The organism is Sneathiella sp. P13V-1, assembly GCF_015143595.1.
Lineage (GTDB): Bacteria > Pseudomonadota > Alphaproteobacteria > Sneathiellales > Sneathiellaceae > Sneathiella.
This window is the reverse complement of sequence record NZ_WYEU01000001.1, coordinates 1,382,001-1,401,943: the sequence shown is the minus strand read 5'-3', so window position 1 is coordinate 1,401,943 and position 19,943 is coordinate 1,382,001. Positions and strand designations below refer to the sequence as shown.

At 48.3% G+C, this 19,943-nt stretch carries 21 protein-coding genes; 9 read left to right on the top strand and 12 right to left on the bottom strand.

All coding sequences use genetic code 11. The annotated features are described in order from the left end of the window. The first annotated feature begins 4 nt into the window (after window positions 1–4). Window positions 5–835 carry a hypothetical protein gene (locus GUA87_RS06785; RefSeq protein WP_193715733.1) on the top strand — a complete coding sequence of 277 codons (831 nt, stop codon included), beginning with the start codon at window positions 5–7 and terminating at the stop codon, window positions 833–835. Here GUA87_RS06785 and GUA87_RS06780 read toward each other — a convergent pair. After that, entirely contained in the window at window positions 826–2,319 is a 1,494-nt protein-coding gene (locus GUA87_RS06780) for a M48 family metalloprotease (RefSeq protein ID WP_193715732.1), read from the bottom strand. The two genes, GUA87_RS06785 and GUA87_RS06780, sit on opposite strands and share 10 nt — an antisense overlap. Then, the gene (locus GUA87_RS06775) at window positions 2,320–3,015 is read right to left on the bottom strand and encodes a hypothetical protein (protein ID WP_193715731.1); all 696 of its coding nucleotides are present in this window, start codon (window positions 3,013–3,015) and stop codon (window positions 2,320–2,322) included. Between the two features lie 144 nt (window positions 3,016–3,159). Between GUA87_RS06775 and GUA87_RS06770 the strand changes: the two genes are divergently transcribed. From GUA87_RS06770 to GUA87_RS06755, 4 genes are all read left to right on the top strand, one after another. Next, window positions 3,160–3,909 carry a phosphoadenylyl-sulfate reductase gene (locus tag GUA87_RS06770; protein WP_193715730.1) on the top strand — a complete coding sequence of 250 codons (750 nt, stop codon included), beginning with the start codon at window positions 3,160–3,162 and terminating at the stop codon, window positions 3,907–3,909. A gap of 104 nt (window positions 3,910–4,013) precedes the next feature. Further along, window positions 4,014–4,334, top strand: a complete 321-nt coding sequence (locus GUA87_RS06765) for a DUF2849 domain-containing protein (RefSeq protein ID WP_193715729.1) — start codon at window positions 4,014–4,016, stop codon at window positions 4,332–4,334. A 20-nt stretch (window positions 4,335–4,354) separates the two neighbouring features. Beyond that, window positions 4,355–6,007 carry a nitrite/sulfite reductase gene (locus GUA87_RS06760; protein WP_193715728.1) on the top strand — a complete coding sequence of 551 codons (1,653 nt, stop codon included), beginning with the start codon at window positions 4,355–4,357 and terminating at the stop codon, window positions 6,005–6,007. Continuing rightward, window positions 6,000–6,488, top strand: coding sequence for a DUF934 domain-containing protein (locus GUA87_RS06755; protein ID WP_193715727.1), 489 nt, complete (start codon window positions 6,000–6,002; stop codon window positions 6,486–6,488). The genes GUA87_RS06760 and GUA87_RS06755 overlap by 8 nt, the downstream gene beginning before the upstream one ends. Before the next feature lie 107 nt (window positions 6,489–6,595). Here GUA87_RS06755 and GUA87_RS06750 read toward each other — a convergent pair whose 3' ends face one another. From GUA87_RS06750 to GUA87_RS06725, 6 genes are all read right to left on the bottom strand, one after another. Then, complete coding sequence (locus GUA87_RS06750; protein WP_227711703.1) at window positions 6,596–7,060, bottom strand: YHS domain-containing (seleno)protein; 465 nt, start codon at window positions 7,058–7,060, stop codon at window positions 6,596–6,598. A 73-nt stretch (window positions 7,061–7,133) separates the two neighbouring features. Then, window positions 7,134–7,781, bottom strand: coding sequence for a rhomboid family intramembrane serine protease (locus GUA87_RS06745; protein ID WP_193715726.1), 648 nt, complete (start codon window positions 7,779–7,781; stop codon window positions 7,134–7,136). A 75-nt stretch (window positions 7,782–7,856) separates the two neighbouring features. Beyond that, a complete protein-coding gene (locus tag GUA87_RS06740; protein WP_193715725.1) occupies window positions 7,857–8,990 on the bottom strand; it encodes a CaiB/BaiF CoA transferase family protein in 1,134 nt (377 codons plus the stop codon). A 176-nt stretch (window positions 8,991–9,166) separates the two neighbouring features. Continuing rightward, complete coding sequence (badI, locus tag GUA87_RS06735) at window positions 9,167–9,949, bottom strand: 2-ketocyclohexanecarboxyl-CoA hydrolase (protein WP_193715724.1); 783 nt, start codon at window positions 9,947–9,949, stop codon at window positions 9,167–9,169. Between the two features lie 15 nt (window positions 9,950–9,964). Further along, complete coding sequence (locus tag GUA87_RS06730; protein ID WP_193715723.1) at window positions 9,965–10,723, bottom strand: glucose 1-dehydrogenase; 759 nt, start codon at window positions 10,721–10,723, stop codon at window positions 9,965–9,967. After that, window positions 10,720–11,865, bottom strand: coding sequence for an acyl-CoA dehydrogenase family protein (locus tag GUA87_RS06725; protein ID WP_193715722.1), 1,146 nt, complete (start codon window positions 11,863–11,865; stop codon window positions 10,720–10,722). Before GUA87_RS06725 ends, GUA87_RS06730 begins: the two co-directional genes overlap by 4 nt. Before the next feature lie 110 nt (window positions 11,866–11,975). Here GUA87_RS06725 and GUA87_RS06720 point away from each other — a divergent pair, with 110 nt between their 5' ends. After that, complete coding sequence (locus GUA87_RS06720) at window positions 11,976–12,431, top strand: MarR family winged helix-turn-helix transcriptional regulator (protein ID WP_193715721.1); 456 nt, start codon at window positions 11,976–11,978, stop codon at window positions 12,429–12,431. A gap of 3 nt (window positions 12,432–12,434) precedes the next feature. On the opposite strand, the gene GUA87_RS06715 is transcribed toward GUA87_RS06720, so the two are convergent. Continuing rightward, window positions 12,435–12,920, bottom strand: a complete 486-nt coding sequence (locus GUA87_RS06715; RefSeq protein WP_193715720.1) for a MarR family winged helix-turn-helix transcriptional regulator — start codon at window positions 12,918–12,920, stop codon at window positions 12,435–12,437. 246 nt (window positions 12,921–13,166) lie between these two features. Between GUA87_RS06715 and GUA87_RS18185 the strand changes: the two genes are divergently transcribed. Continuing rightward, window positions 13,167–14,636 carry a hydroxymethylglutaryl-CoA synthase family protein gene (locus tag GUA87_RS18185; RefSeq protein ID WP_193715719.1) on the top strand — a complete coding sequence of 490 codons (1,470 nt, stop codon included), beginning with the start codon at window positions 13,167–13,169 and terminating at the stop codon, window positions 14,634–14,636. A 2-nt stretch (window positions 14,637–14,638) separates the two neighbouring features. Next, complete coding sequence (locus GUA87_RS06705) at window positions 14,639–15,844, top strand: acetyl-CoA acetyltransferase (protein ID WP_193715718.1); 1,206 nt, start codon at window positions 14,639–14,641, stop codon at window positions 15,842–15,844. 73 nt (window positions 15,845–15,917) lie between these two features. Here GUA87_RS06705 and GUA87_RS06700 read toward each other — a convergent pair whose 3' ends face one another. From GUA87_RS06700 to GUA87_RS06690, 3 genes are all read right to left on the bottom strand, one after another. Further along, entirely contained in the window at window positions 15,918–17,129 is a 1,212-nt protein-coding gene (locus GUA87_RS06700) for a porin (RefSeq protein ID WP_193715717.1), read from the bottom strand. A 229-nt stretch (window positions 17,130–17,358) separates the two neighbouring features. Next, window positions 17,359–18,747, bottom strand: a complete 1,389-nt coding sequence (locus tag GUA87_RS06695; RefSeq protein ID WP_193715716.1) for a methyl-accepting chemotaxis protein — start codon at window positions 18,745–18,747, stop codon at window positions 17,359–17,361. A 99-nt stretch (window positions 18,748–18,846) separates the two neighbouring features. Continuing rightward, window positions 18,847–19,434 (bottom strand): 4'-phosphopantetheinyl transferase family protein, encoded by a 588-nt coding sequence (locus GUA87_RS06690; protein ID WP_193715715.1) that lies wholly within the window; start codon window positions 19,432–19,434, stop codon window positions 18,847–18,849. Window positions 19,435–19,511: 77 nt separating this feature from the next. Between GUA87_RS06690 and GUA87_RS06685 the strand changes: the two genes are divergently transcribed. Further along, complete coding sequence (locus GUA87_RS06685) at window positions 19,512–19,937, top strand: hypothetical protein (protein WP_193715714.1); 426 nt, start codon at window positions 19,512–19,514, stop codon at window positions 19,935–19,937. Window positions 19,938–19,943: the final 6 nt, after the last annotated feature.

Below are 19,943 nucleotides of genomic sequence, written 5' to 3'. Positions count from 1 at the left end.
AACCATGAAGCACAATCCTCACAGCGAAAAGTTCGGGTGTCTCTCCTATACCAATCGGGTATGGGCAGTTTCCTGCATTCATGGCGAAGTTGAAGCCTTGCGTCAGATCCATGATCAGATCAGTGATCGCTGGCAGCATGGCGACCGCCTGGTTTATCTGGGCAACTATCTTGGACATGGAAGTGACATCAAGGGTGTGCTGGACGAATTGCTGGCGTTTCGCATTGATCGTCTGTGTCTTCCCGGTATGGAACCGGACGACATTGTTTTCCTACGCGGCGCACAGGAAGAAATGCTGCGCAAACTTCTTCAAGTTCAATTGGCAAGTAATCCAACCGAAGTCTTTGACTGGATGGTTGACCACGGAATTGGCGCCACGTTGGAAGCCTATGGCCACAGCGAGCAGGAAGCCCGTGGCTATCTTCGAGAGGGCATTCTGGCAACCACACGCTGGACGGGCCGTCTTCGGGATGCCATCCAAAGCCATCCGGGACATAATGACATTCTCATATCACTGCGCCGGGCAGCCTATAGCATGAACGGTGAATTACTGCTGGTTCACGCGGGCATAGACCCAAATCGCCCGGTTACCGAGCAAGCGGACACATTCTGGTGGGGCAGCGGTTTCTTTGATAAGATGGAAACACCTTATTCAGGCTTTAAACGTGTTATCCGCGGATTTGATCGCGCGCATGAAGGTGTCGTCGAAACAGGTCATACCATTTCGCTGGATAGCGGCTGTGGTTTCGGCGGTCCGTTGACAGCGGCCTGCATCACGCTTGATGGTGAAATTGACGATCTGATTTCTTCAAGCGAAATCTCAGATCAGTCCTGAATGATCTTATACTGATCCCCTCTCTTAGGATCACGCTTCTTAAATTCAGGGTTCAATAGCAGAAACAGATCTTTGCGGAATTTACCTTCTGGCATCTCGTCCACAAGATCATCCAAATCTTCCCTATACCCAACAGTTTTAATGGCGAGTGTCAGCTGCTTGATTTTTGAGGCTTCTGAATAGGCGATTGGTCGGAAACTCTGGAAACTTTCAATATATCGTTCCTCCAATTCGTTGGAGCGACGTTTTGACGTATATGCGAAACGAACAACGCGCTCATATCCAAAGTTAATCACCACAGCGGTAAGATAGGTCACCCGCCCATTATTTTGTTTGATGTTGATCCGGCTATAAGCCGCCTGAGCGCCGTTCACATCGAGGCTCTGAATATTGCCAACCTGATAGTTTTTCATCCAGACATTCTGCAGATAACTTGCCGCACTTTGCCCGCGAAGACCTCGTGGGTCCATGTCAAAAACCATACGGTTACCATTTCGATCCTGCGCATAAACGGCGCGGGTGGAATTGATCAACTGAAAGCCCTTCGGCGCATCGAAGGTCAGGCGCAGATCCGGGTGAATAAAGGTACGTCCGCGAATAACACCTTCTTTAATATCATCTCCATATTTAAGGCCATCGGTCGCTGCCAGATATCGGTCACGTCCATTGTCCCGCTCTCCTTCATCCGCCTGACGGGCAAGGCTGCGGGCGCGATCTATACGGTCTTCTGTTTGTGGGTGAGATGCAAAGAAATCAAACTGACCGCTTTGCCCATCTTTGCCGGCCTTTTTCTTTTCAAATTCAGCATGATCTTCCAACCGCTGAAGAAAATCCGCGACAGCCATTCGCGGATAACCGCTACTGCCGAGATACTTTAACCCCAGACTATCCGCTTCATATTCCTGATCACGAGAATAATCCGCGATAAACAACCCACCGAGAGTCTGTCCAAGGCGCGCCACATCTGCGTTTTGCGTGAGAATACCTGCGATAGCCCCCAGGATTCCAACACCTGTTGCACGCGATTGACGCTGCACCCCGTGGCGGGCAATGACGTGGCCAACCTCATGGCCCAGAACACCTGCAACTTCCGCTTCGTTTCGGGCAAGCGCCAATAGCCCGCGTGTCACATACACATAACCACCCGGCAATGCGAAAGCATTTACAACGGGACTGTTAAGAACGGTCACACGCCAGGGCTGGTTTCGCTGCTCAGTTGTGGAGACAATCCTGAGAACAATATCGAGGATATAGTCATTAAGCCCTTCCTGAATATATTCACCGCCATATTGTTCAACGATCTTTTTATGCTGCGAAGCACCGATCGCCTGCTCATCAGAAGGCTCAAAAATGGAGAAGATATCAGCGACATTACGCGTTTCTGCATAGGCAACTGTAGGGGAAACAAGATTTCCGATGGCGATGCTAAAGCATAAAGCTGGAACTGCTATCGCGCGCAAGACCGAATTTGGAAAACTCATCATCTAATCCTCGTTGCTCAATTCAATTTGCTCAGGAAAATATAGCTCCATGAAGGGTCCATTATATTTCCGAACATATCCTCTAACCCTTACAGAGATATTCTCAAGCTCTGCCAATTTCCACCCTTTAGATTTAAATATGGCTTTGTTTTTGGGCGGAATTGCGGCTGTAAAATCTGTCCTCCAGTTGGATCCGAAATTGAGATAGATCCAGCCTTTACTTTTCCCTACAGATTGAACGACGCCTTCTATCACCTGAAAAGAACCATTTACATTGATTCTGTTTGAATTAGTTGCCCGGCGAACGGTATGAGACGCCCAATATCCCAATTTTTGTTTTTGCGCTTGTCGCTCTGCTTCTAGAAAAGAAATCCGCCATTCAGTGTTTATTCCCGCCATCCCATTATAAATAGCATAGCCTTGTGCTATCCAGCTCCTCTGAAGCCAGTTCCCTTCTCCATCCAGCAGCTTACGATACTCCCCCCCATATCTGTTTGTGGAAACACTCACATTACCAGCTTTAACATCCCTTAACATGTGATCAGGAAGCGCTTTAAACCAATGCAGGTAGTCCAAAGTGACTTGACGATCACCAACTTCCAAAGACGCAAATCTGGGTTCTGCACGCAATGGGCTCTGCGTGATACAAATCACAGCCCCTAAAGTTACGGCAATTCGCTTGATAACGCGTTTTTTCATTCTTCCCCCGCAGAAATCCTAACAAAAAGCCTCATTCTCATAAATACCATATTTTATGTGTAGTTTATTTTTATTACATTTTTTTATTGCTATTAAATTATTTCACATTATGTTTTCAAAATCAGTTGCAGATGGAAGAAACCAATGTCCCAAATCGATCTTGCTCAAGACCTTGAAACAGTTGCTGCACAGCTACGCGGTAAATACGGCCATCTTGATGGCGGCGAACTTCTAAGCGCGCTTGCCAAGGGCGAGATGCAAGGCAAGATTATGATCACATCTTCTTTCGGCGCGGAATCTGTCGTGCTTCTGGATCTGGTTGCGAAAGCCGATCCATCTATTCCAGTGGTATTTCTGGACACAAGACGCCTGTTTGGCGAGACCTTACGCTATCAGCGGCAAATTACAGAGTTGCTGGGGCTTGAGGATGTGAGAATCATCCGTCCAGACAGTGCAGATCTGGAAAATTTCGATCCTGATGACATGCTTTTCACCACAGATTCAGACAAATGCTGCCATATCAGGAAGGTACTTCCTTTAGACAAATCCCTGAAAGTACTGGAAGATTCTGGTTTTAAAGGTTGGATTACTGGCCGCAAACGTTTTCAGGCAAGCAGCCGCAGTTCTATTGAGGTGATCGAAGCCTCAGATGGATTTATCAAAATCAATCCACTGGCAAACTGGTCCGAAGCGGATATCAAAGCTGCCTTCATGGAAAAGAACCTCCCTCCTCACCCGTTGGTTGCGGACGGGTTTCTATCCATCGGCTGTATGCCTTGTACAGAACGTGTCGTTGCTGGAGGTGACGCCCGTTCCGGTCGGTGGTCTGGTAAAGGCAAGACCGAATGCGGCATTCATATGAGCCGTCCAAGTAACATAAGCTCCATTAATTAACAGTATTTTTTTGGTATTTAAATTTAATATACATTTTTATTGCGTATTTAGATTTATTTCCTATATTTGATCTAAATTCTAATCCCGAAATGCGGAGATTGACGATGACTTATAAAATCTACACAGCCTCCCTGCTGAAAGAGGGACTTGTCGCTTATCTATCTTTAAGAGATGGAGAAGCCGTTTGGACAACTGACTTTACCAACGCCACAAGTACAGAACAGGTGGCTGAAGAGACGTTGAAACTTGAAGCGGATCGTGGGGAGCAAAACAACATTATCGTTGGCCCTTACACCGTAGACGTGACAAGTGAAGATGGACGCCTCGTTCCTTTAGAAAACAGGGAACGTATCCGTGCGGGCGGCCCAACCATTAAATTACCTATCTCAGGCAAAACCAAGCAGCACACACAAGCCGCAGCCTGATCACTCAAACGAGCTAGAGAATGTATCAGTATTCACAAGCAGATCACCAACTCCTGTTGGAGCGGGTGACGCAGTTTCGCGATCAGGTAGAGCGCCGACTGAAGGGCGACCTGTCTGAAGAAGAGTTTAAAAATCAGCGCCTGCGCAATGGTTTGTATTTGCAGTTGCATGCTTACATGCTGCGCGTCGCGGTGCCGTATGGCTTATTGTCATCCGAGCAAATGCGGACCCTTGCCCACATCGCACGCCGTTATGACCGAGGATATGGGCATTTCTCCACCCGTCAAAATATCCAGTATAACTGGCCGAAACTTGAAGAGGTGCCAGAGATTCTGGATGCGCTCGCAGCCGTCGAAATGCACGCGATCCAGACAAGTGGCAACTGTATCCGTAACACTACGTCTGACCCCCTTGCTGGTGTCGCAAGGGACGAGATCGCGGATCCGCGCCCTTACTGTGAACTGATCCGTCAGTGGTCAACTTTCCATCCGGAATTCAACTTCCTGCCGCGCAAATTTAAAATCGCGGTCAGCGGTGCCATTCACGATCGTGCTGCCGTTGCGGTTCACGACATTGGTCTGCGCCTTGTGAAGAACGATGCCGGTGAGCTCGGACTGGAAGTTTACGTTGGTGGTGGCCTCGGCCGAACACCGATGATCGGCAAACTGGTGCGTGACTTCTTGCCGGTTCATGACATGCTGACATATATGGAAGCTATCTTGCGGGTCTATAACCAGCTTGGGCGCCGGGATAATCTGTACAAGGCCCGGATCAAGATTCTGGTCCACGAAACAGGCGAAGAGAAATTCCGCGAATTGGTAGAAGCCGAGTGGGAAAATATCAAGGCGAGCAAGCTACGTTTGCGCGATGAGGATATTGACGCAATCCGTGCCCATTTCAAAGATCCTGAATATGAAGACCTTGCAGATTTTGACGAAACATTTGATCAACATCTGCTGACAGACACAGATTTCGCAAAATGGGTCGACAATAATCTGGAGCTTCATAAAAAATCCGGATATCGCGTTGTCTATCTATCTCTGAAATCTCCTGATCAGCCACCAGGGGATGTGACCGCCGATCAGATGGATTCCATCGCTGATCTGGCAGATCGCTACAGCTTGGGTCAGATCCGCTCAACCCATCGCCAGAATCTTGTTCTGTCAGATGTGAAACTGACCGATCTTTATGAATTGTGGCAGGAGCTCAAGAACCTTGGACTTGCGACCCCTAACTACAATCATCTGACGGATATCATCGCCTGCCCAGGAATGGACTACTGCTCTCTTGCGACCGCACGTTCCCTGCCAATTGCTCAGGCACTCACGGATCGTTTCGAAAATTATGATTACGTCAATGATTTGGGTGATATCAGCCTGAACATCTCTGGCTGTATCAATGCCTGTGGTCATCACCATGTTGCCAATATTGGTATTCTGGGGGTGAACAAGAAAGGTATTGAGGTCTACCAGCTCACATTGGGTGGTAGCGCCCGTGAAGATGCTGCGATCGGCAAGATCATTGGCCCTGCTTTCACTGCAGATGAAATTGTCGGCGCTGTTGGAACTGTATTGGACGTCTATCTTCAAAACCGCGAAGACGAAGAAGAAGATTTCCTGACCACCTACCGCCGCATTGGACAAGCACCGTTTAAGGAACAGCTTTATGGGTAAGTATATTAAAGATCGCAAGCCCGCCGAAGACAGCTGGCTTCCTTATACAGGTCTGGAAGGTGAAGGCGATCTGCCTGAAGGGGACATTTATGTCCCCTTTGATGCATGGCTGGACCGCCGCGAAGATCTTCTAAAGCGCAACAGTCGTCTGGGTGTCATTTTGGAAAATACTGATGACATTTACGCGCTAGAGCCTGATCTGGAAAGATTGGACCTGATTGTTTTGCAATTTCCTAAAATGACAGACGGTCGGGCGTTTACTCAGGCGCGTCTTCTACGTGAACGTTTGGGCTTTAAAGGTGAAATACGGGCTGCAGGAGATGTTCTGCAGGATCAGGTTTTCTATATGCAGCGGTGCGGCTTTTCATCATTTGAGCTGCGTGATGATCAGGATGTGCCGTCTGTTTTAAAAGCCTTCGATGAAATGAGTGTCACCTATCAAGGAGCGGCTGACACTGATGCGCCGATTTGGCGGCGATAACTCTTCCTAGAGATGTAGATCTGTCTCTCCCTAATTGATTGATCTACATTGATACCCGGGGCTAGCCCCCGCATGCCCCGGGTAATATCTTTGATTTCCAGCTATTCTTAAAGTTTTGAACGAATGGTTGGCCAGAATTTTTCAGCTTCAGAAATATATCCCGGAATGTCAGCTTCCCAAGTCTGTTTTACACTCGGTGAGTAGTTCAGGTATAGCTTCCCATCCACAACTGAAAACGCCTTAGGGTCAACACTGGCTGTATACCCTTGTGAAACAGCATAGGCACAGTAACCACCATATTGCGGCGCATATTTTTCAGGGTTAGCCGCAAAAGCATCCCGATTAGCGGCCGAAGCAAAGCGCCATTTAGCCCCGTTCCATTCATGGATGATTTTCTTATCGCCCTTAGTTGCTTTCCCATCTGTAAAATAGGCAACAACGTCATATCCTTCGGCTGCTGTACCCGTCCAATCCTTTTGGTAGGGACCAGCCTCACCTGCCATCGCGGCGCCTGTCATAAACAAGCCCACAACAGCGAATACAACAACTTTCATTGCTTTAGAGAGTTTCATTGCAATTCCTTTCCCTCATCTTTCCTCTAAATATAAGATGAAGTTATGTCACGCGCCCTTAACAAGATCGTGATCAAACTGCATGTCGGATCTTGAGTCCAAAAGACAAAGCAATCCCCATCAAAAAGCCACCCAAATGAGCCGCCCAGGAAATTGTCGCGCCCTCCCCTGCCAGCATGGCACCCAATGGACTAAGTCCAATCACCAAATTGAGCCCCATCAATACACCAGCAAATATGAACGTTTTCTCAATGCCAAATTTTGGGAGCAATAATTTGAGGGTCGCCCCCATCATCCCGAAGACCGCGCCAGATGCCCCGTAGAGGAACCCCTCCCCAACAGACATGGATACCAGATACTCACTTAAGCCCCCAGCCCAGCCACATAAGAGGAAAACGGAGAGAAACGCACCCACTCCGTAGTAACGTTCCACCATCGCACCAAAAGCAAGCAACATAAATGCATTAACCAGCAAATGCATAAAATCATGGTGGATAAACATATGAGTTGTCAGGGTTGTCACCAGATAGCCGAAACCATCGGATCCAGCGCCTTCAAAGACAAGTTTTGCGCGGGCGATGTCAAAGGCAAACGTTTCCATCACCCAGATGATAGTCTCTCCGCTTGTAACCAATAGCAGGATATGAGCAACGATCAGCCCCATTACCAGATATTTGGTAACAGGCGGCGCAAAAAAGGCGGGTTCTTCTTTTTCTTCCACGGGACCTCCCAACATAAAAGGCGGCCTGAGGCCGCCTCACTCATGTTGGTATTATGCCCAAAGGATCAATCGAAATCAGCTTTTTAATTCACCAAGCACGGCTTGTGTATGCTGCCCTGTTTCAGGGGCGTCCCCCACATTCACCGGCATTAAAGGCATGACTGGCAGAAGATAGTTCTGAAGACCCGGGTGGGTGATCTGATGAAGAAGTCCGCCGGCTTGCGCATTTTCATCATCCAGCACGTCCTGAACACTATTGATACGGTTGACGATAATTCCCGCCGCACCCAGCAGATCTGCCCAATGAGACGCAGTCTCAGTACCGATAATCTCCTGAAGGCGAGCGCGAAGTCGGTCTTCATTTCGCGCACATCCCTCAAAATCATCCAGCTCCGGATCTTCCTGAAGGTCAGTTGCGCCAATAACATCAACAAGCTTTTTAAAATGTGCGATGGTCGCAAGGGCGATGGCAACATTGGCATCCTTCGCTTTGTAGATACCAGACGGCACATTCAATTTGGTCACAACACTGCCGTTCAGATGCTGCTCCATCAAACGGGCTTTTTGAACTTCCAATGAACTTCCCACAAGATTGTTATCCAGATAAATAGCTTCGCCTTTGCGATCCCGTAGATGCAGGGCAGCCAAAACTGATTGGCAGGACATCATTCCGGTGACGATATCGATGATCGGAATATCCACTTTATGGGGGGTGCCATCATTGCCAATATTTCCATCCACAAAACCGCTATAGGCTTGCGCGACACCATCTGTGCAGGGACGATTTGCATACTCCCCTTGCTGACCAAAGCCACTAACAGACAGATAAATCAGGGACGGGTTTTTCTGTTTTAGTGTTTCAAAACCGATTCCGATTTTGTCCGCAACACCGGGCCGGGAACTTTCAAGGAAAATATCCGCCTGCGATACCATGTCATACAGCGTTTCCAGATCCTCTTCTTTCTTAAGATCCAGAACAATGCCTTCCTTACCACGGTTATACGCCACAGAATAAATAGACAAAGTGCCAAAGGTTGTCCCAACAGAACGGCACCAGTCCCCACTTGGCGGATCAATCTTTATGACCCGCGCCCCATAGGCGGCCAGCATCTGCCCACAATAAGGACCAGCGATCCCTTGGCTTGCATCAATCACCAATTTTCCGGACAGCGGGCCATCAATATTTTTGTTATTTTTATCCAATGCCATCTCTGGGCTCCCTTGCATGACTGGTCGGGACTGGCGAATACAGAAACAGCGAAGGCACAGATTTTATTACTTCTTTTCATGCCAACAAGAATGCCAGACCCGGTAATTTGAGGTCTGGCAAACTATAAATCACAAAACCGGGGAGGAACAGGGGTAAAAACCCCCGCTGATTTTGCTTACTTGGCGTATTTGCGGAAATCCGGTTTCCGTTTTTCATTAAAGGCTTTCACACCCTCGCGAGATTCATCAGTGTCATAATAAAGCTTCAAGCTCTGCATTCCCATGGCAGAGATACCCTTAATGCTCTCCGTATCCATATTGAAAGACCGCTTCGCAATGGCAAGGGCTGTTGGGCTTTTCTCCATAATTTCAGCGCACCAAGCGTCAACTTCCGCATCCAGTTGATCATGAGGCACCACGCAGTTCACCAGACCCATACGTTCCGCTTCTGCAGCTTTGTAGCGGCGGCACATATACCAGATTTCACGAGCTTTCTTTTCACCTACGATACGGGCCAGATAGGCTGTTCCAAAACCCGGATCCACAGAACCAACTTTTGGACCAACCTGACCAAACTGCGCTTGTTCTGACGCGATGGTCATATCACAAAGGGCCGCCAGAACATTACCGCCACCAATAGCGAAGCCCTGAACACGGGCGATAACCGGTTTGGAAATATCGCGGATCAAAGACTGCAACTCTTCCACTGGCAGGCCGATGGTACCGCGCCCATCATACTGTCCATCATGGGCTGATTGATCACCGCCCGTACAGAAGGCTTTGTCCCCGGCACCGGTCAATACAATCACACCGATATCGTTATTCCATGCCGCCTTGTTAAAGGCTTCGATCAGTTCTTCTACAGTCTGACCACGAAACGCATTGTATTTTTCCGGACGGTTAATGGTGATCCACGCAGCCCCATTTTTCTCTTCATAGAGGATATCTTCAAATGACATTTTGTTTTCCTTTTCTTATCCAGCCATCGTCAGGCCGCCAGAGACGCTAATGACCTGGCCTGTAATGTAATCTGCTTCTTCGCTCGCCAGAAACGCAACGATCCCGCCGAAATCTTCGGGTTGCCCTAAACGCTTAAACGGGATCGCCCGTTTCAAACCTTCATAAATCTTCTGACCCATCTCCCCTTCACCAACAAAATCATTGAGAATTGGAGTGTCAGAAGGCCCCGGGCATACAACATTGACATTGACGTTTTTACGTGCGAGCTCCCTTGCTAGGGTTTTTGAGAAAGAAACCATTCCGCCTTTACAAGCAGAGTATACACCTTCGCCGCTGGAGCCAACCCGCGCTGCGTCAGAAGCAATGGTAATAATCTTTCCGCCGCCCCGTGCCGCCATCCCCTGACCGACAGCATGGGTCATGTGCAGAGGACCCCAAAGGTTAATACCGACAATTTTCTCCCAAAGATCTTTGTCTGTATCGAGGAAGTTTCCAACCTTATCCCAGCCGGCATTATTCACCAGAATATCTGCGGGACCATGATCATTTTCAAATGCCTGAACACCTGCAATAACCGCTGCCTGATCTGAAATATCAACAGCGTAAGCAGAGGCAGAGCCACCAATTTCTGACGCCACTTTTTCAGCGGCTTCTTTGTTCAGGTCAAACACACCTACAATGACGCCGGCTTCTGCCAACCGTTTACAAATGGCAGTCCCCAAACCGCCACCGCCACCTGTGACAATAGCTCTTTTACCTTCCAAACCCTTCACGTTACTTCTCCCAACTTCTGTCGTGCGATAATCATTTTCATAATATTTGCAGTGCCGTCCCCGATCTGGAGCCCCAGCACGTCTCTTAATCTCTGTTCAAATGGATAGTCCCTGCCATACCCGCCATGTCCGTGGGTCAGAAGGCACTGATGAATGATTTCAAAGCCCAGCTTCGGCGGCCACCATTTGCACATGGCGGCCTCGGTTGTGTGGGGCAGCCCTTGATCTTTCAGCCAAAGGGTTTTGTAGCAAAGCAACTTTGCCGCTTCCAGAAAGGTCTCCGCCTCCGCCAGTGGAAAGGTTACCCCCTGAAACTCCGCAATTTTTTCACCAAAGGCTTCTCTCTCGCTGGCATATTGCCAACTTTCTTTCAGCGATTGTTCCGCGACTGCTAGGCATTGCAATCCGATCAAAGCCCGGCTGAAATCAAACCCTTCCATCACTTGCGAGAAAGCGCGATTTTCTTCCCCCAAGCGATGATCTTCAGGAATAAATGCCTGATCAAAAAAGATCGACCCCCGGCCAATGCAGCGCTGCCCCATATCTTCATAACGGCCAGTCGACACACCTTCAGTGTTCATTTCCACAAGGAAAGCACTCACCCCCTTAGCGCGAGCGTGCTTTTCTCCGGTTCTGGCAAAGACGATCATGATATCCGCCTGATCCGCCATGGAAATGGACGCTTTCTCGCCAGACAGGCGGTATCCCCCCTCAACTTTCTCAGCGCGCAATTGCAAGTTTGCTGCATCCGACCCGCCGCCCGGCTCCGTAAGTGCAACCCCTAGAATACACTTGCCCGCGCAAATTTTAGGGATCCATTTCTGCGCCAATTCAGGTGTCGCATACCGCGCAAGGATCTGAGTGTTTAAGGATCCCAGAAGCTGAACATAACCCATATTGAAATCAGCTGCGGACAAGGCCTCCATGACCATTCCGCTGGTCAGGTAACTTACTTCAGATCCCCCATAACTTTCAGGTTGTTCAGGTGCGATAAACCCAAGCGCCCCCATTTCGGCAGTCAGCTCTTTCGAAAAGACGCCACTTTTGTCACGCTCCGCATATCCAGGGGCAATTTTTTCGGCTGCGAATGAGGTTGCAGCCTCCACGATGGCCTGCTGATCTGATGTCAAAGCAAACTCCATCACCCATCTCCCTATTTTTTGTTTTCTGTTCTCTTTAGCTTTAACTCATTCGAAATTTATGTCAATATAGTGACATATTATTTTCGAAATGGCATTAGAAAAATACTGTTATGTTTGATGACTTAAGCAATAGATTGTTCTTCCGACTCTATCAAACCGCCAATACATTGCAGAAAGTTGGCGCTCAAGCGTTGGAGGAGGAACAAATCACAACACAGCAATGGTCCGTGCTTGGCGCCCTCTCCAGGCCGCAAGCGCGCAGTGGAATGGCCGTATCAGAACTATGTGAATACCTGAAACTAAGCCGCCAAAATATGACCGGAGTTCTTAATCGACTGGAGGAACGTGGCGCCATTCAGCGTACAGTGGATCCAAATGACCAGCGATCTCGCCTTATCGCTTTAACAGACGAGGGAGAACAGCTTTGGGAGCGCATTACACCCCTCATTGGATCCTTCTACGATCAGGCTCTCAACGGATTTTCGGAAGACGACCGAATTTCCTTAGTCCACTACTTGAACAAACTTCAGGAAGCAATGCTGCAAATGGATCGGACAAAGAAGTAGGAGTTACTTACTTTTTTCCAGAAGGATATCTGTGGCGTTTGGAAGTTTCCCGTCATCATCCAGCACTTCCAACAGATTTGCGCGGACTTTCAAGAGACTATCCATCATCTGCTGCGCTTCTTCCGGGGCGAAGCCTGCAAAGCTCGCTTTGTTTACCTGCTGGCCACTTTCGGACATTATACGCCCGATCGGGATCGCCGCTTCTTTTAGCAAAACTCTCTTGATACGACGATCTTCCGGATCAACTTTCCGTTCCACAAATCCGCGTGCTTCCAGGCGATCAATCAGCCCACCGACCGTCACTGTCCCCACATCCATTCTACGGGCTATTTCTTTCTGGGGAAGGTTATCTTCGACAAAAAGCTGGGCCAGCACCCACGCCTGAGAGGTGGTCAAACCATGAGGCGCCAGAAGACGATCAAACAGCCGCGCCCGAAAACGCGCGATATCGCTAAATACAAATCCGGCCCTATGATCCAGGTAATCCATATGACGCCCCACCTTTCTTGTTTTCGCCACTATAGCGTGATGGACCGTCCTAGCAAAGATTATCGTTGGACAATCCACATTTAATTAGCTTGCTTATTATCGCAAGGATGTCTAGGTTGGTTTCTGGATTTGAACTAATTAAGAATAACAAAATAAATGGTGGTTCGGATCAAATGCCGAACAATGGGATCCATCCCTTGGAACGCCTTTCTACGCGCCGAAACCACCCAATAAGGAGGATTTAACGTGGCAGTTGGTATTCTGGCCTATGGTGGATACATCCCCAAAAGCCGCCTTCAACGAAACGAGATTTTCAAGGCACATGCGTGGTTTAATCCAGGCCTCAAAGGACTGGCGAGGGGGGAACGTTCCATTGCCAATTGGGACGAAGATAGCGTTACCATGGCCGTTGAAGCCGCCCGTGATTGCTTGAGTGCTGAAGACAAAAATGGCATTGCTGGTGTCTATATGGCCTCCACAACCTTTCCGTTTCTGGATCGGCAAAACTCAGGCATTGTTGCAGACGCGCTTAACCTTTCCAGCTCCATTCAAACAATGGATTTTGCATCCTCAATGCGGGCGGGAACATCGGGACTGATTGCCGCCATTCAGGCAGCAAAAGGCGGTGCAGGCAACATCCTTTACACCACCGCAGAAAAACGTCACACCAAGGCAGGCAGCCCACTTGAGCTCACCACAGGTGACGGTGCCGCTGCCCTGCTGATAGGTGAAGGTAATCCAGTTGCCACATTGCTTGGTAGTCACACTGAATCATTTGATTTTGTCGATCATTTCCGCGGCGAAGAAGCATCTCATGACTACACGTGGGAAGAACGTTGGATCCGCGATGAAGGCTACATGAAAATTGTTCCAGCTGCAGTTGAAGCCTTGCTTGAAAAAACGGGCACCAAAGCGGAAAAGATTACGACCTTCTGTTTCCCTGTGGCAGCCCGAAATGTTGCCGCTGGCCTCGCAAAGAAACTAGGGATTAACGCTGAGGCTGTCGCGGACAACCTTCAAGAAAATTGCGGGGAGGCAGGCACCTCCCATGCCCCCATTATGCTTGTTCAGGCGTTAGAAAATGCTTCTGCCGGCGACAAAATTCTCATCGCCAGCTTTGGTCAGGGTTGTGACGCATTGCTTCTGGAAGTTACAGACCAGATAAACAGCCATCCCAAGCCGCTTGGTATTACAGGCAGTTTGGCACGCGGCCGAAAAACCGAGAATTACAATCGCTTCCTGGCACTGAACAATGGCATCCAGATGGAACAGGGAATCAGGGCCGAAGTTGACAAAAACACAGGCCTCACCACACATTATCGCAACCGTTATATGGCGCAGCGTATGGTGGGCGGCGAATGCACAAAATGCGGCACTGTTCAATTCCCGAAAAGCAACATCTGCGTGAATGAAAATTGCGGCGAAATCGGCACTCAGGAAGATCATCCCTTCTCTGACAAGATTGCGTCCCTTAATTCCTATACAGCTGACCGCTTGACCTACTCTCCGGACCCACCAGCTTGTTATGGCATGGTTCAGTTTGAAGGGGGCGGCCGCCTGATGGCTGATTTTACAGATATTCATCCGGATGATGAGCTGGCTGTTGGCCTGAAAATGAGAATGGTATTCCGCGTAAAAGATTATGACACAAAAAGGGGTTTCCGCCGCTACTTCTGGAAGGCAATCCCCATTGAAAATGATCAGAAAGGAGATTGATCATGGCTTCTGGTATCAAGGATAAAGTGGCCATCCTGGGAATGGGATGTTCCAAATTTGGTGAAAGATGGAATGACAATGCGGAAGACCTGATCGTTGAAGCATTCGTAGAAGCCATTGAAGATGCAGGCATCGACAAAAGCCAAATTGATGCAGCGTGGTTTGGTACAGGTATTGAGGAGCAACATGTGGGTAAGTCGGCAGTTCCGCTTTCCATGGCTCTTCGCCTCCCTAACATTCCAGTGACCCGCGTCGAAAATTACTGCGCCAGCGGCTCAGAAGCGTTCCGCGGTGCCGTTTACGCGGTGGCGTCTGGCGCTTGTGATATTGCCATGGCGGTTGGCGTTGAGAAACTGAAAGACACAGGCTATGGCGGCCTGCCTCAACGGGGGCGCGGTAGTGTCAACGATCTGTTCTGGGCGAACGCATCAGCTCCCGGATCTTTTGCACAGCTTGCCTCGGCATATTCTGCGAAACACAAGGTGGACGCCAAAGATCTTAAACGTGCCATGGCCCACATCTCAGTAAAAAGCCACGAAAATGGCTCCAAAAATCCAAAGGCGCATCTTCGTAATAAGATCGATGAAGATAAGGTGATGAACGCGCCAATGATTGCAGAACCCCTGGGTCTATTTGACTGCTGCGGGGTAAGCGATGGATCTGCGGTTGCGATCGTCACTACACCTGAGATTGCAAAATCATTGGGTAAGAAAGATCTGGTCACCGTTAAGGCCATGCAGCTTTCCGCCTCAAACGGCCGCGAAGCCCAACATAACAGCTGGGATGGCAGTCATTTTGTAACCACCCGTGCCGCCGCGGAGCGAGCCTATAAAGAAGCCGGTATTACAAAGCCGCGTGAGCAGATCAGCATGTTTGAGGTTCACGACTGCTTCTCCATCACCGAACTGGTGACCATGGAGGATCTCTTTATTTCAGAAGAAGGGCGTGCCGTTCACGATATTATGGACGGGTTCTTCGATGCGGACGGCAAAATCCCCTGCCAGATTGATGGCGGCCTTAAATGCTTTGGCCATCCCATTGGGGCATCCGGCATTCGCATGATTTACGAAATGTATCTGCAGATGAATGGACGCGCAGGTGAACGTCAACGCGATGAGGACCCTGTCTTTGGCATGACCCACAATCTGGGTGGCTTCCCCCATCAAAATGTCTGTTCATTGACTATTGTGGGTAAAGAGGGCGCTTAGAGTTCCTTAAGGAAGACAACAAAAAAGGCGGGCAATGCCCGCCTTTTCAATGCCAGTAAAGGCAACCTTCAAATTAGAAGGACAGCGCAGTACCTACGAAGAAGATTGTTGCATCTTCACCTTCGGAACCTTCAAGCGCATCTTCACCGCTCCAGTACTGAACACCGCCGAATGCAGTGATGCCTGGTCCAAGAACATACTGACCACCAACGACGAATGCGTGCAGTTCGCCTTCTTCAGCGGCTGTGTCACCATCCTCTTCAGCACCAGCGTACTGTACGCCGATTTTCCATGGACCCTGACCATAAGTCACACCCAAGGCCCAATCGTGACGCTCACGATCGTCCACGCCTGACAGGTTGTCAGTATATTTGTAGGAACCACCAAAATCAAAACCAGCAACGCCAAGCGTCAGACCTGCAGAAAACTCATCTGTGTCTTCGTTGTTTGTCGTAGTTGTAGTTGTTGCACCACCAGCAGTTACAACACCGTCAGCATCTGTGATGCTTACGATTTCGCCGTTGGAGTTTACAGTTACAACCGTAGCTGCAGCACCGTCAGTGATTGTGTATGTTGTGTTTGCTGTTGTAGTAGTTGTCGTATCTGAGCGTGTCGTCAGCTGGTAACCCAGAGACGCTTTCAATGCTACGCCACCAAAAGAATTGCTGTAGTTTGCACCGAAGGAATATGCTTCATCAGCAGCACCTTCGTCTTTGATTGGTGCGTATGGGCTCGCGCCTGTACCAGTTTCTTCATCAGCATCTGGAGTGAAAGAAGCACCCAACTGGAAACCTGCAAAGCGTGGTGTGAAGTAAGTGATTTTATCAGCATCGCTAACTGCAGTAGACGGAGTTGATGGCGCATCAAAACCGGAAGCATTTGCGTTGTTATCGTTTACTGACCATGCTGGTACTGGTGATGGTGCACCAAAATGCATGAGGTAATCAGCAGAGTTTTCAGAACCGATATTGATACGACCAAAGTTACCGGAAACATACATATATGTTTCGTCTACCTGGTCGCCTGTCGCGCGGGCTTCAAGCTGAATGTTCACACCGAATGTCAGGCCATTATCCAGAGTTGTGGAACCCAAGAAGAATACTTCGCCTTCGTGACGGATATCAGTTGGAAGCTGATCTGTGTCGTTGTCGTAATCAGCAACAATAAAAGAAGTTTGCAGATAACCACCAAGACCCAATTTGATTTTTTCAGCAGCAGAAGCAGTGCCTGCTGTGAGAGCAGTCGCAGCTACCAAAGCTGTTGTGCCCAAGATCACTTTTTTCATTTCAATCTCCATTTCGCCCAACAAGAAGAGCAAAACATGTGTATGAGGGAACTCACCAATCAGATAAAAATCCAATTAGATGTGATTTATGTACACAACCGATGACAAACATTTGAAGTGACGTAGATCACACTGCACTTTTCTGACTTCAAAACTTCGTGATTAGTGTGCGCAACGTTACAAATAGGGCGACTAACTGATTGAACAAGATCAAAAAGGCTTGTGTGTGCTATTTTGGTTTGTAAGCCAATCGAAGTCCGCCCCAATGGCGTCCATTTACAGAGATCGGCGCACTTAAATCTTTCATGACCACAAAATTTCCTCCGCCCATGTCACGACGGTATGTTTGAAGAAGAAATGGTTTGGTATTTTGCGCTGCGGATAGGCCGGTTCTGTCATCAAAGATTCTCCGGTTTCGACTATTCGCCATGTTCCAATCATATTCCCCAGGCTTCTGCGGTTGGGAGAATTTGTTATTGTGTGTCGGCAAAAACGCATTTCGATCTACTGCGGCACAGAAAACAATATTATCCCCCAACTCCAATGCCGGCTCTTGAATTTCCGGGAGGACCTTATCAACGAAAGAAATATACGCTGTCATTTTCTGGACGGGGTCAGTTCCGGCAATATCAACATAGTTTTCATCAAACAGGTCAGCTTCTGATATCACCCCTGATGTCACCGCATTTTCAAAAATTTCTGAAATGCGAGAGGCTCGTCCCTGAACCTCTTTTATGAGGAGGGTATCTTCGGTTTCATAATCAGTTCTTGCCAACAACTCAAACAACCCCTCACTCATTTTAAGCAATGAGGAGGCGCTATCGTCTGCGGACTGGAGGTTTTTTGAGTTATCTCGCACCCTTCCCAGTACAGTGTCGAGCTTCTTTACTACGTCCTTGCACTGACCATAGTTTTTGTCAGCGACATCATGCACGTTACCAATATTATTATTGATCTCTTGAAGATTGGTTTGGAGTTGCTCAAACGTACCGGAGATTTTCCCGGTACCTTCTTCAGCAGACAGCGCCTTTTCCTTATTACGATGTCCTTCACTTTGAATCTGTGAAACTTGACCCGTGAGTTCACCAACGGTTTCGGCGATTTCCACGGTGGCTTTTCTTGTCTCATCAGCAAGTGCTTTCACCTCACTTGCCACCACTGCAAATCCCTTACCAGCATCCCCGGCTCTTGCGGCTTCAATCGTCGCATTTAATGCCAGCAAGTTCGTCTGACTTGCGATCTTCTCAATATCACTCGCGACCTTGGCAACACCGCTCAACGCCTCACTTAAGCGAGACAAGCGTTGCTCCATACCTTCAACACCTTCAACAAGCTGATGAATATCTTTTACAGCGTCGGCTACACTTGTCGTCGCAGAAGAAACTGCCCCGATAACACTTTCTGCCGTTTGTTTTGTGTGGGTGATGTTGGCCGCAATCTCTTTATTGGTGGCGACCATGTCTTCTGCTTGAGATGATAGCTGCTGAATTGTCTCCATTTGCCGTTGGCTTCTTGCCGCAACCTCAGATACTTGCCCTGCAATATCTGCTGCAGACACACCCAGCTCCCCTACTTTGCCAGCGATTTCCGCGACAACGCTTGCTTCATTGTCTCCCATTTGTACCTCTATAAGTTCCCCTACTTTACATGCACATTAAGTTTATATGGTAAATTATTGTTTAATTGAGGCAAATCTTATTCAAAGCAGAAGAATATTCTATTTTACGATTACTATTGTCGCTGGGACGTTCTTCGTCCTCTCCCTCACCGCAAGGCAGACGACTGCAGTATCAGAAGGATAGACATGATGAAAAAGAACAGGGTCATTTGAGGCACTCCTATACTTCAAACCCGCCTCGTAAGCCGTCCAACCCTTCAAGAATTCCAGTTGTGTCTTATAGGGTGGAAGTCCTGCAGGCCTCTCAAAATAGGTTTGCATTTTCTCCCAGGGGCGGCCAATTTTGATTTCTTCCACATCAACCCCTACAGCGTCACTGTGAATTGCAACAGCGTAATGCGCCGAACTGTGAGAAAAACTGAGCTGCAAAATCTTACCGTCACTGGATTGGGCATATCTGCCTCCATTGTCACCGATTTTAATCTCCCAGCAATCATGCCCAAGGCCAGTTGCCTGAAACAAACCTTCTCGGACCAATTTTCTGACAAGTATCGATTGAGTTTGCCGCTGTTCATTTTTATACTTTGAGCAGTACTCAATGTCCGCATCAGAAACGTAAATTCCCTGAACCGAAATGGGAATTTCGCTTTCCACATTCATCAAAAATAAAACAGGAAAATTATTCATTTTAGAGTATGAAATTCCAATCAGATGATGTAGACAAATTGAATTAGTACGCTGGCTTTCAGTTCGGGGGGAATAATATGATAAGTAGCATCGTAAGCAAAAAGAATTTGTCTATTCGACTCGCAGTATCTGTAGTGGTAATCAGCACTCTTGCTGCCTGTGTTACAAAACCAATCTATAATGTCGACAATCAATCCTTTGCAACGTCTGCAGTTTTACCTCTTAGCACCGTAAAAGATGAGATTAAAATGATCGGGGCCAATCGCGGCTGGATCTTTGAAGATGTGAAACCGGGCCATATGATCGGCAAAGTTGGCACGACAAAACACAACGCGCGCGTTAATTTAAATTACACAGAAACCAAATTCTCAATCTCATATCTTGATAGTTACAACCTAAAAGCAAGCAATGGAATTATTCATCACCGTTACAACAGATGGGTTGAACTGCTTGAAAGAGATTTGGTGACAAAACTCGGGTTGGCTGTAGAAAAGGCCAAGTAAAAGAGC

Excerpts from the sequence above, each read along its gene's own strand:
- GUA87_RS06715 (WP_193715720.1), bottom strand. The coding sequence starts at position 12,920 with ATGGATTACCTGGATCATAGGGCCGGATTTGTATTTAGCGATATCGCG.
- GUA87_RS06780 (WP_193715732.1), bottom strand. The coding sequence starts at position 2,319 with ATGATGAGTTTTCCAAATTCGGTCTTGCGCGCGATAGCAGTTCCAGCT.
- GUA87_RS06770 (WP_193715730.1), top strand. The coding sequence starts at position 3,160 with ATGTCCCAAATCGATCTTGCTCAAGACCTTGAAACAGTTGCTGCACAG.
- GUA87_RS06755 (WP_193715727.1), top strand. The coding sequence starts at position 6,000 with ATGGGTAAGTATATTAAAGATCGCAAGCCCGCCGAAGACAGCTGGCTT.
- GUA87_RS06740 (WP_193715725.1), bottom strand. The coding sequence starts at position 8,990 with ATGGCATTGGATAAAAATAACAAAAATATTGATGGCCCGCTGTCCGGA.
- GUA87_RS06765 (WP_193715729.1), top strand. The coding sequence starts at position 4,014 with ATGACTTATAAAATCTACACAGCCTCCCTGCTGAAAGAGGGACTTGTC.
- GUA87_RS06760 (WP_193715728.1), top strand. The coding sequence starts at position 4,355 with ATGTATCAGTATTCACAAGCAGATCACCAACTCCTGTTGGAGCGGGTG.
- GUA87_RS06700 (WP_193715717.1), bottom strand. The coding sequence starts at position 17,129 with ATGAAAAAAGTGATCTTGGGCACAACAGCTTTGGTAGCTGCGACTGCT.
- GUA87_RS06705 (WP_193715718.1), top strand. The coding sequence starts at position 14,639 with ATGGCTTCTGGTATCAAGGATAAAGTGGCCATCCTGGGAATGGGATGT.
- GUA87_RS06750 (WP_227711703.1), bottom strand. The coding sequence starts at position 7,060 with ATGAAACTCTCTAAAGCAATGAAAGTTGTTGTATTCGCTGTTGTGGGC.
- badI (WP_193715724.1), bottom strand. The coding sequence starts at position 9,949 with ATGTCATTTGAAGATATCCTCTATGAAGAGAAAAATGGGGCTGCGTGG.
- GUA87_RS06695 (WP_193715716.1), bottom strand. The coding sequence starts at position 18,747 with ATGGGAGACAATGAAGCAAGCGTTGTCGCGGAAATCGCTGGCAAAGTA.
- GUA87_RS06725 (WP_193715722.1), bottom strand. The coding sequence starts at position 11,865 with ATGGAGTTTGCTTTGACATCAGATCAGCAGGCCATCGTGGAGGCTGCA.
- GUA87_RS06775 (WP_193715731.1), bottom strand. The coding sequence starts at position 3,015 with ATGAAAAAACGCGTTATCAAGCGAATTGCCGTAACTTTAGGGGCTGTG.
- GUA87_RS06690 (WP_193715715.1), bottom strand. The coding sequence starts at position 19,434 with ATGAATAATTTTCCTGTTTTATTTTTGATGAATGTGGAAAGCGAAATT.
- GUA87_RS06685 (WP_193715714.1), top strand. The coding sequence starts at position 19,512 with ATGATAAGTAGCATCGTAAGCAAAAAGAATTTGTCTATTCGACTCGCA.
- GUA87_RS06720 (WP_193715721.1), top strand. The coding sequence starts at position 11,976 with ATGTTTGATGACTTAAGCAATAGATTGTTCTTCCGACTCTATCAAACC.
- GUA87_RS06785 (WP_193715733.1), top strand. The coding sequence starts at position 5 with ATGAAGCACAATCCTCACAGCGAAAAGTTCGGGTGTCTCTCCTATACC.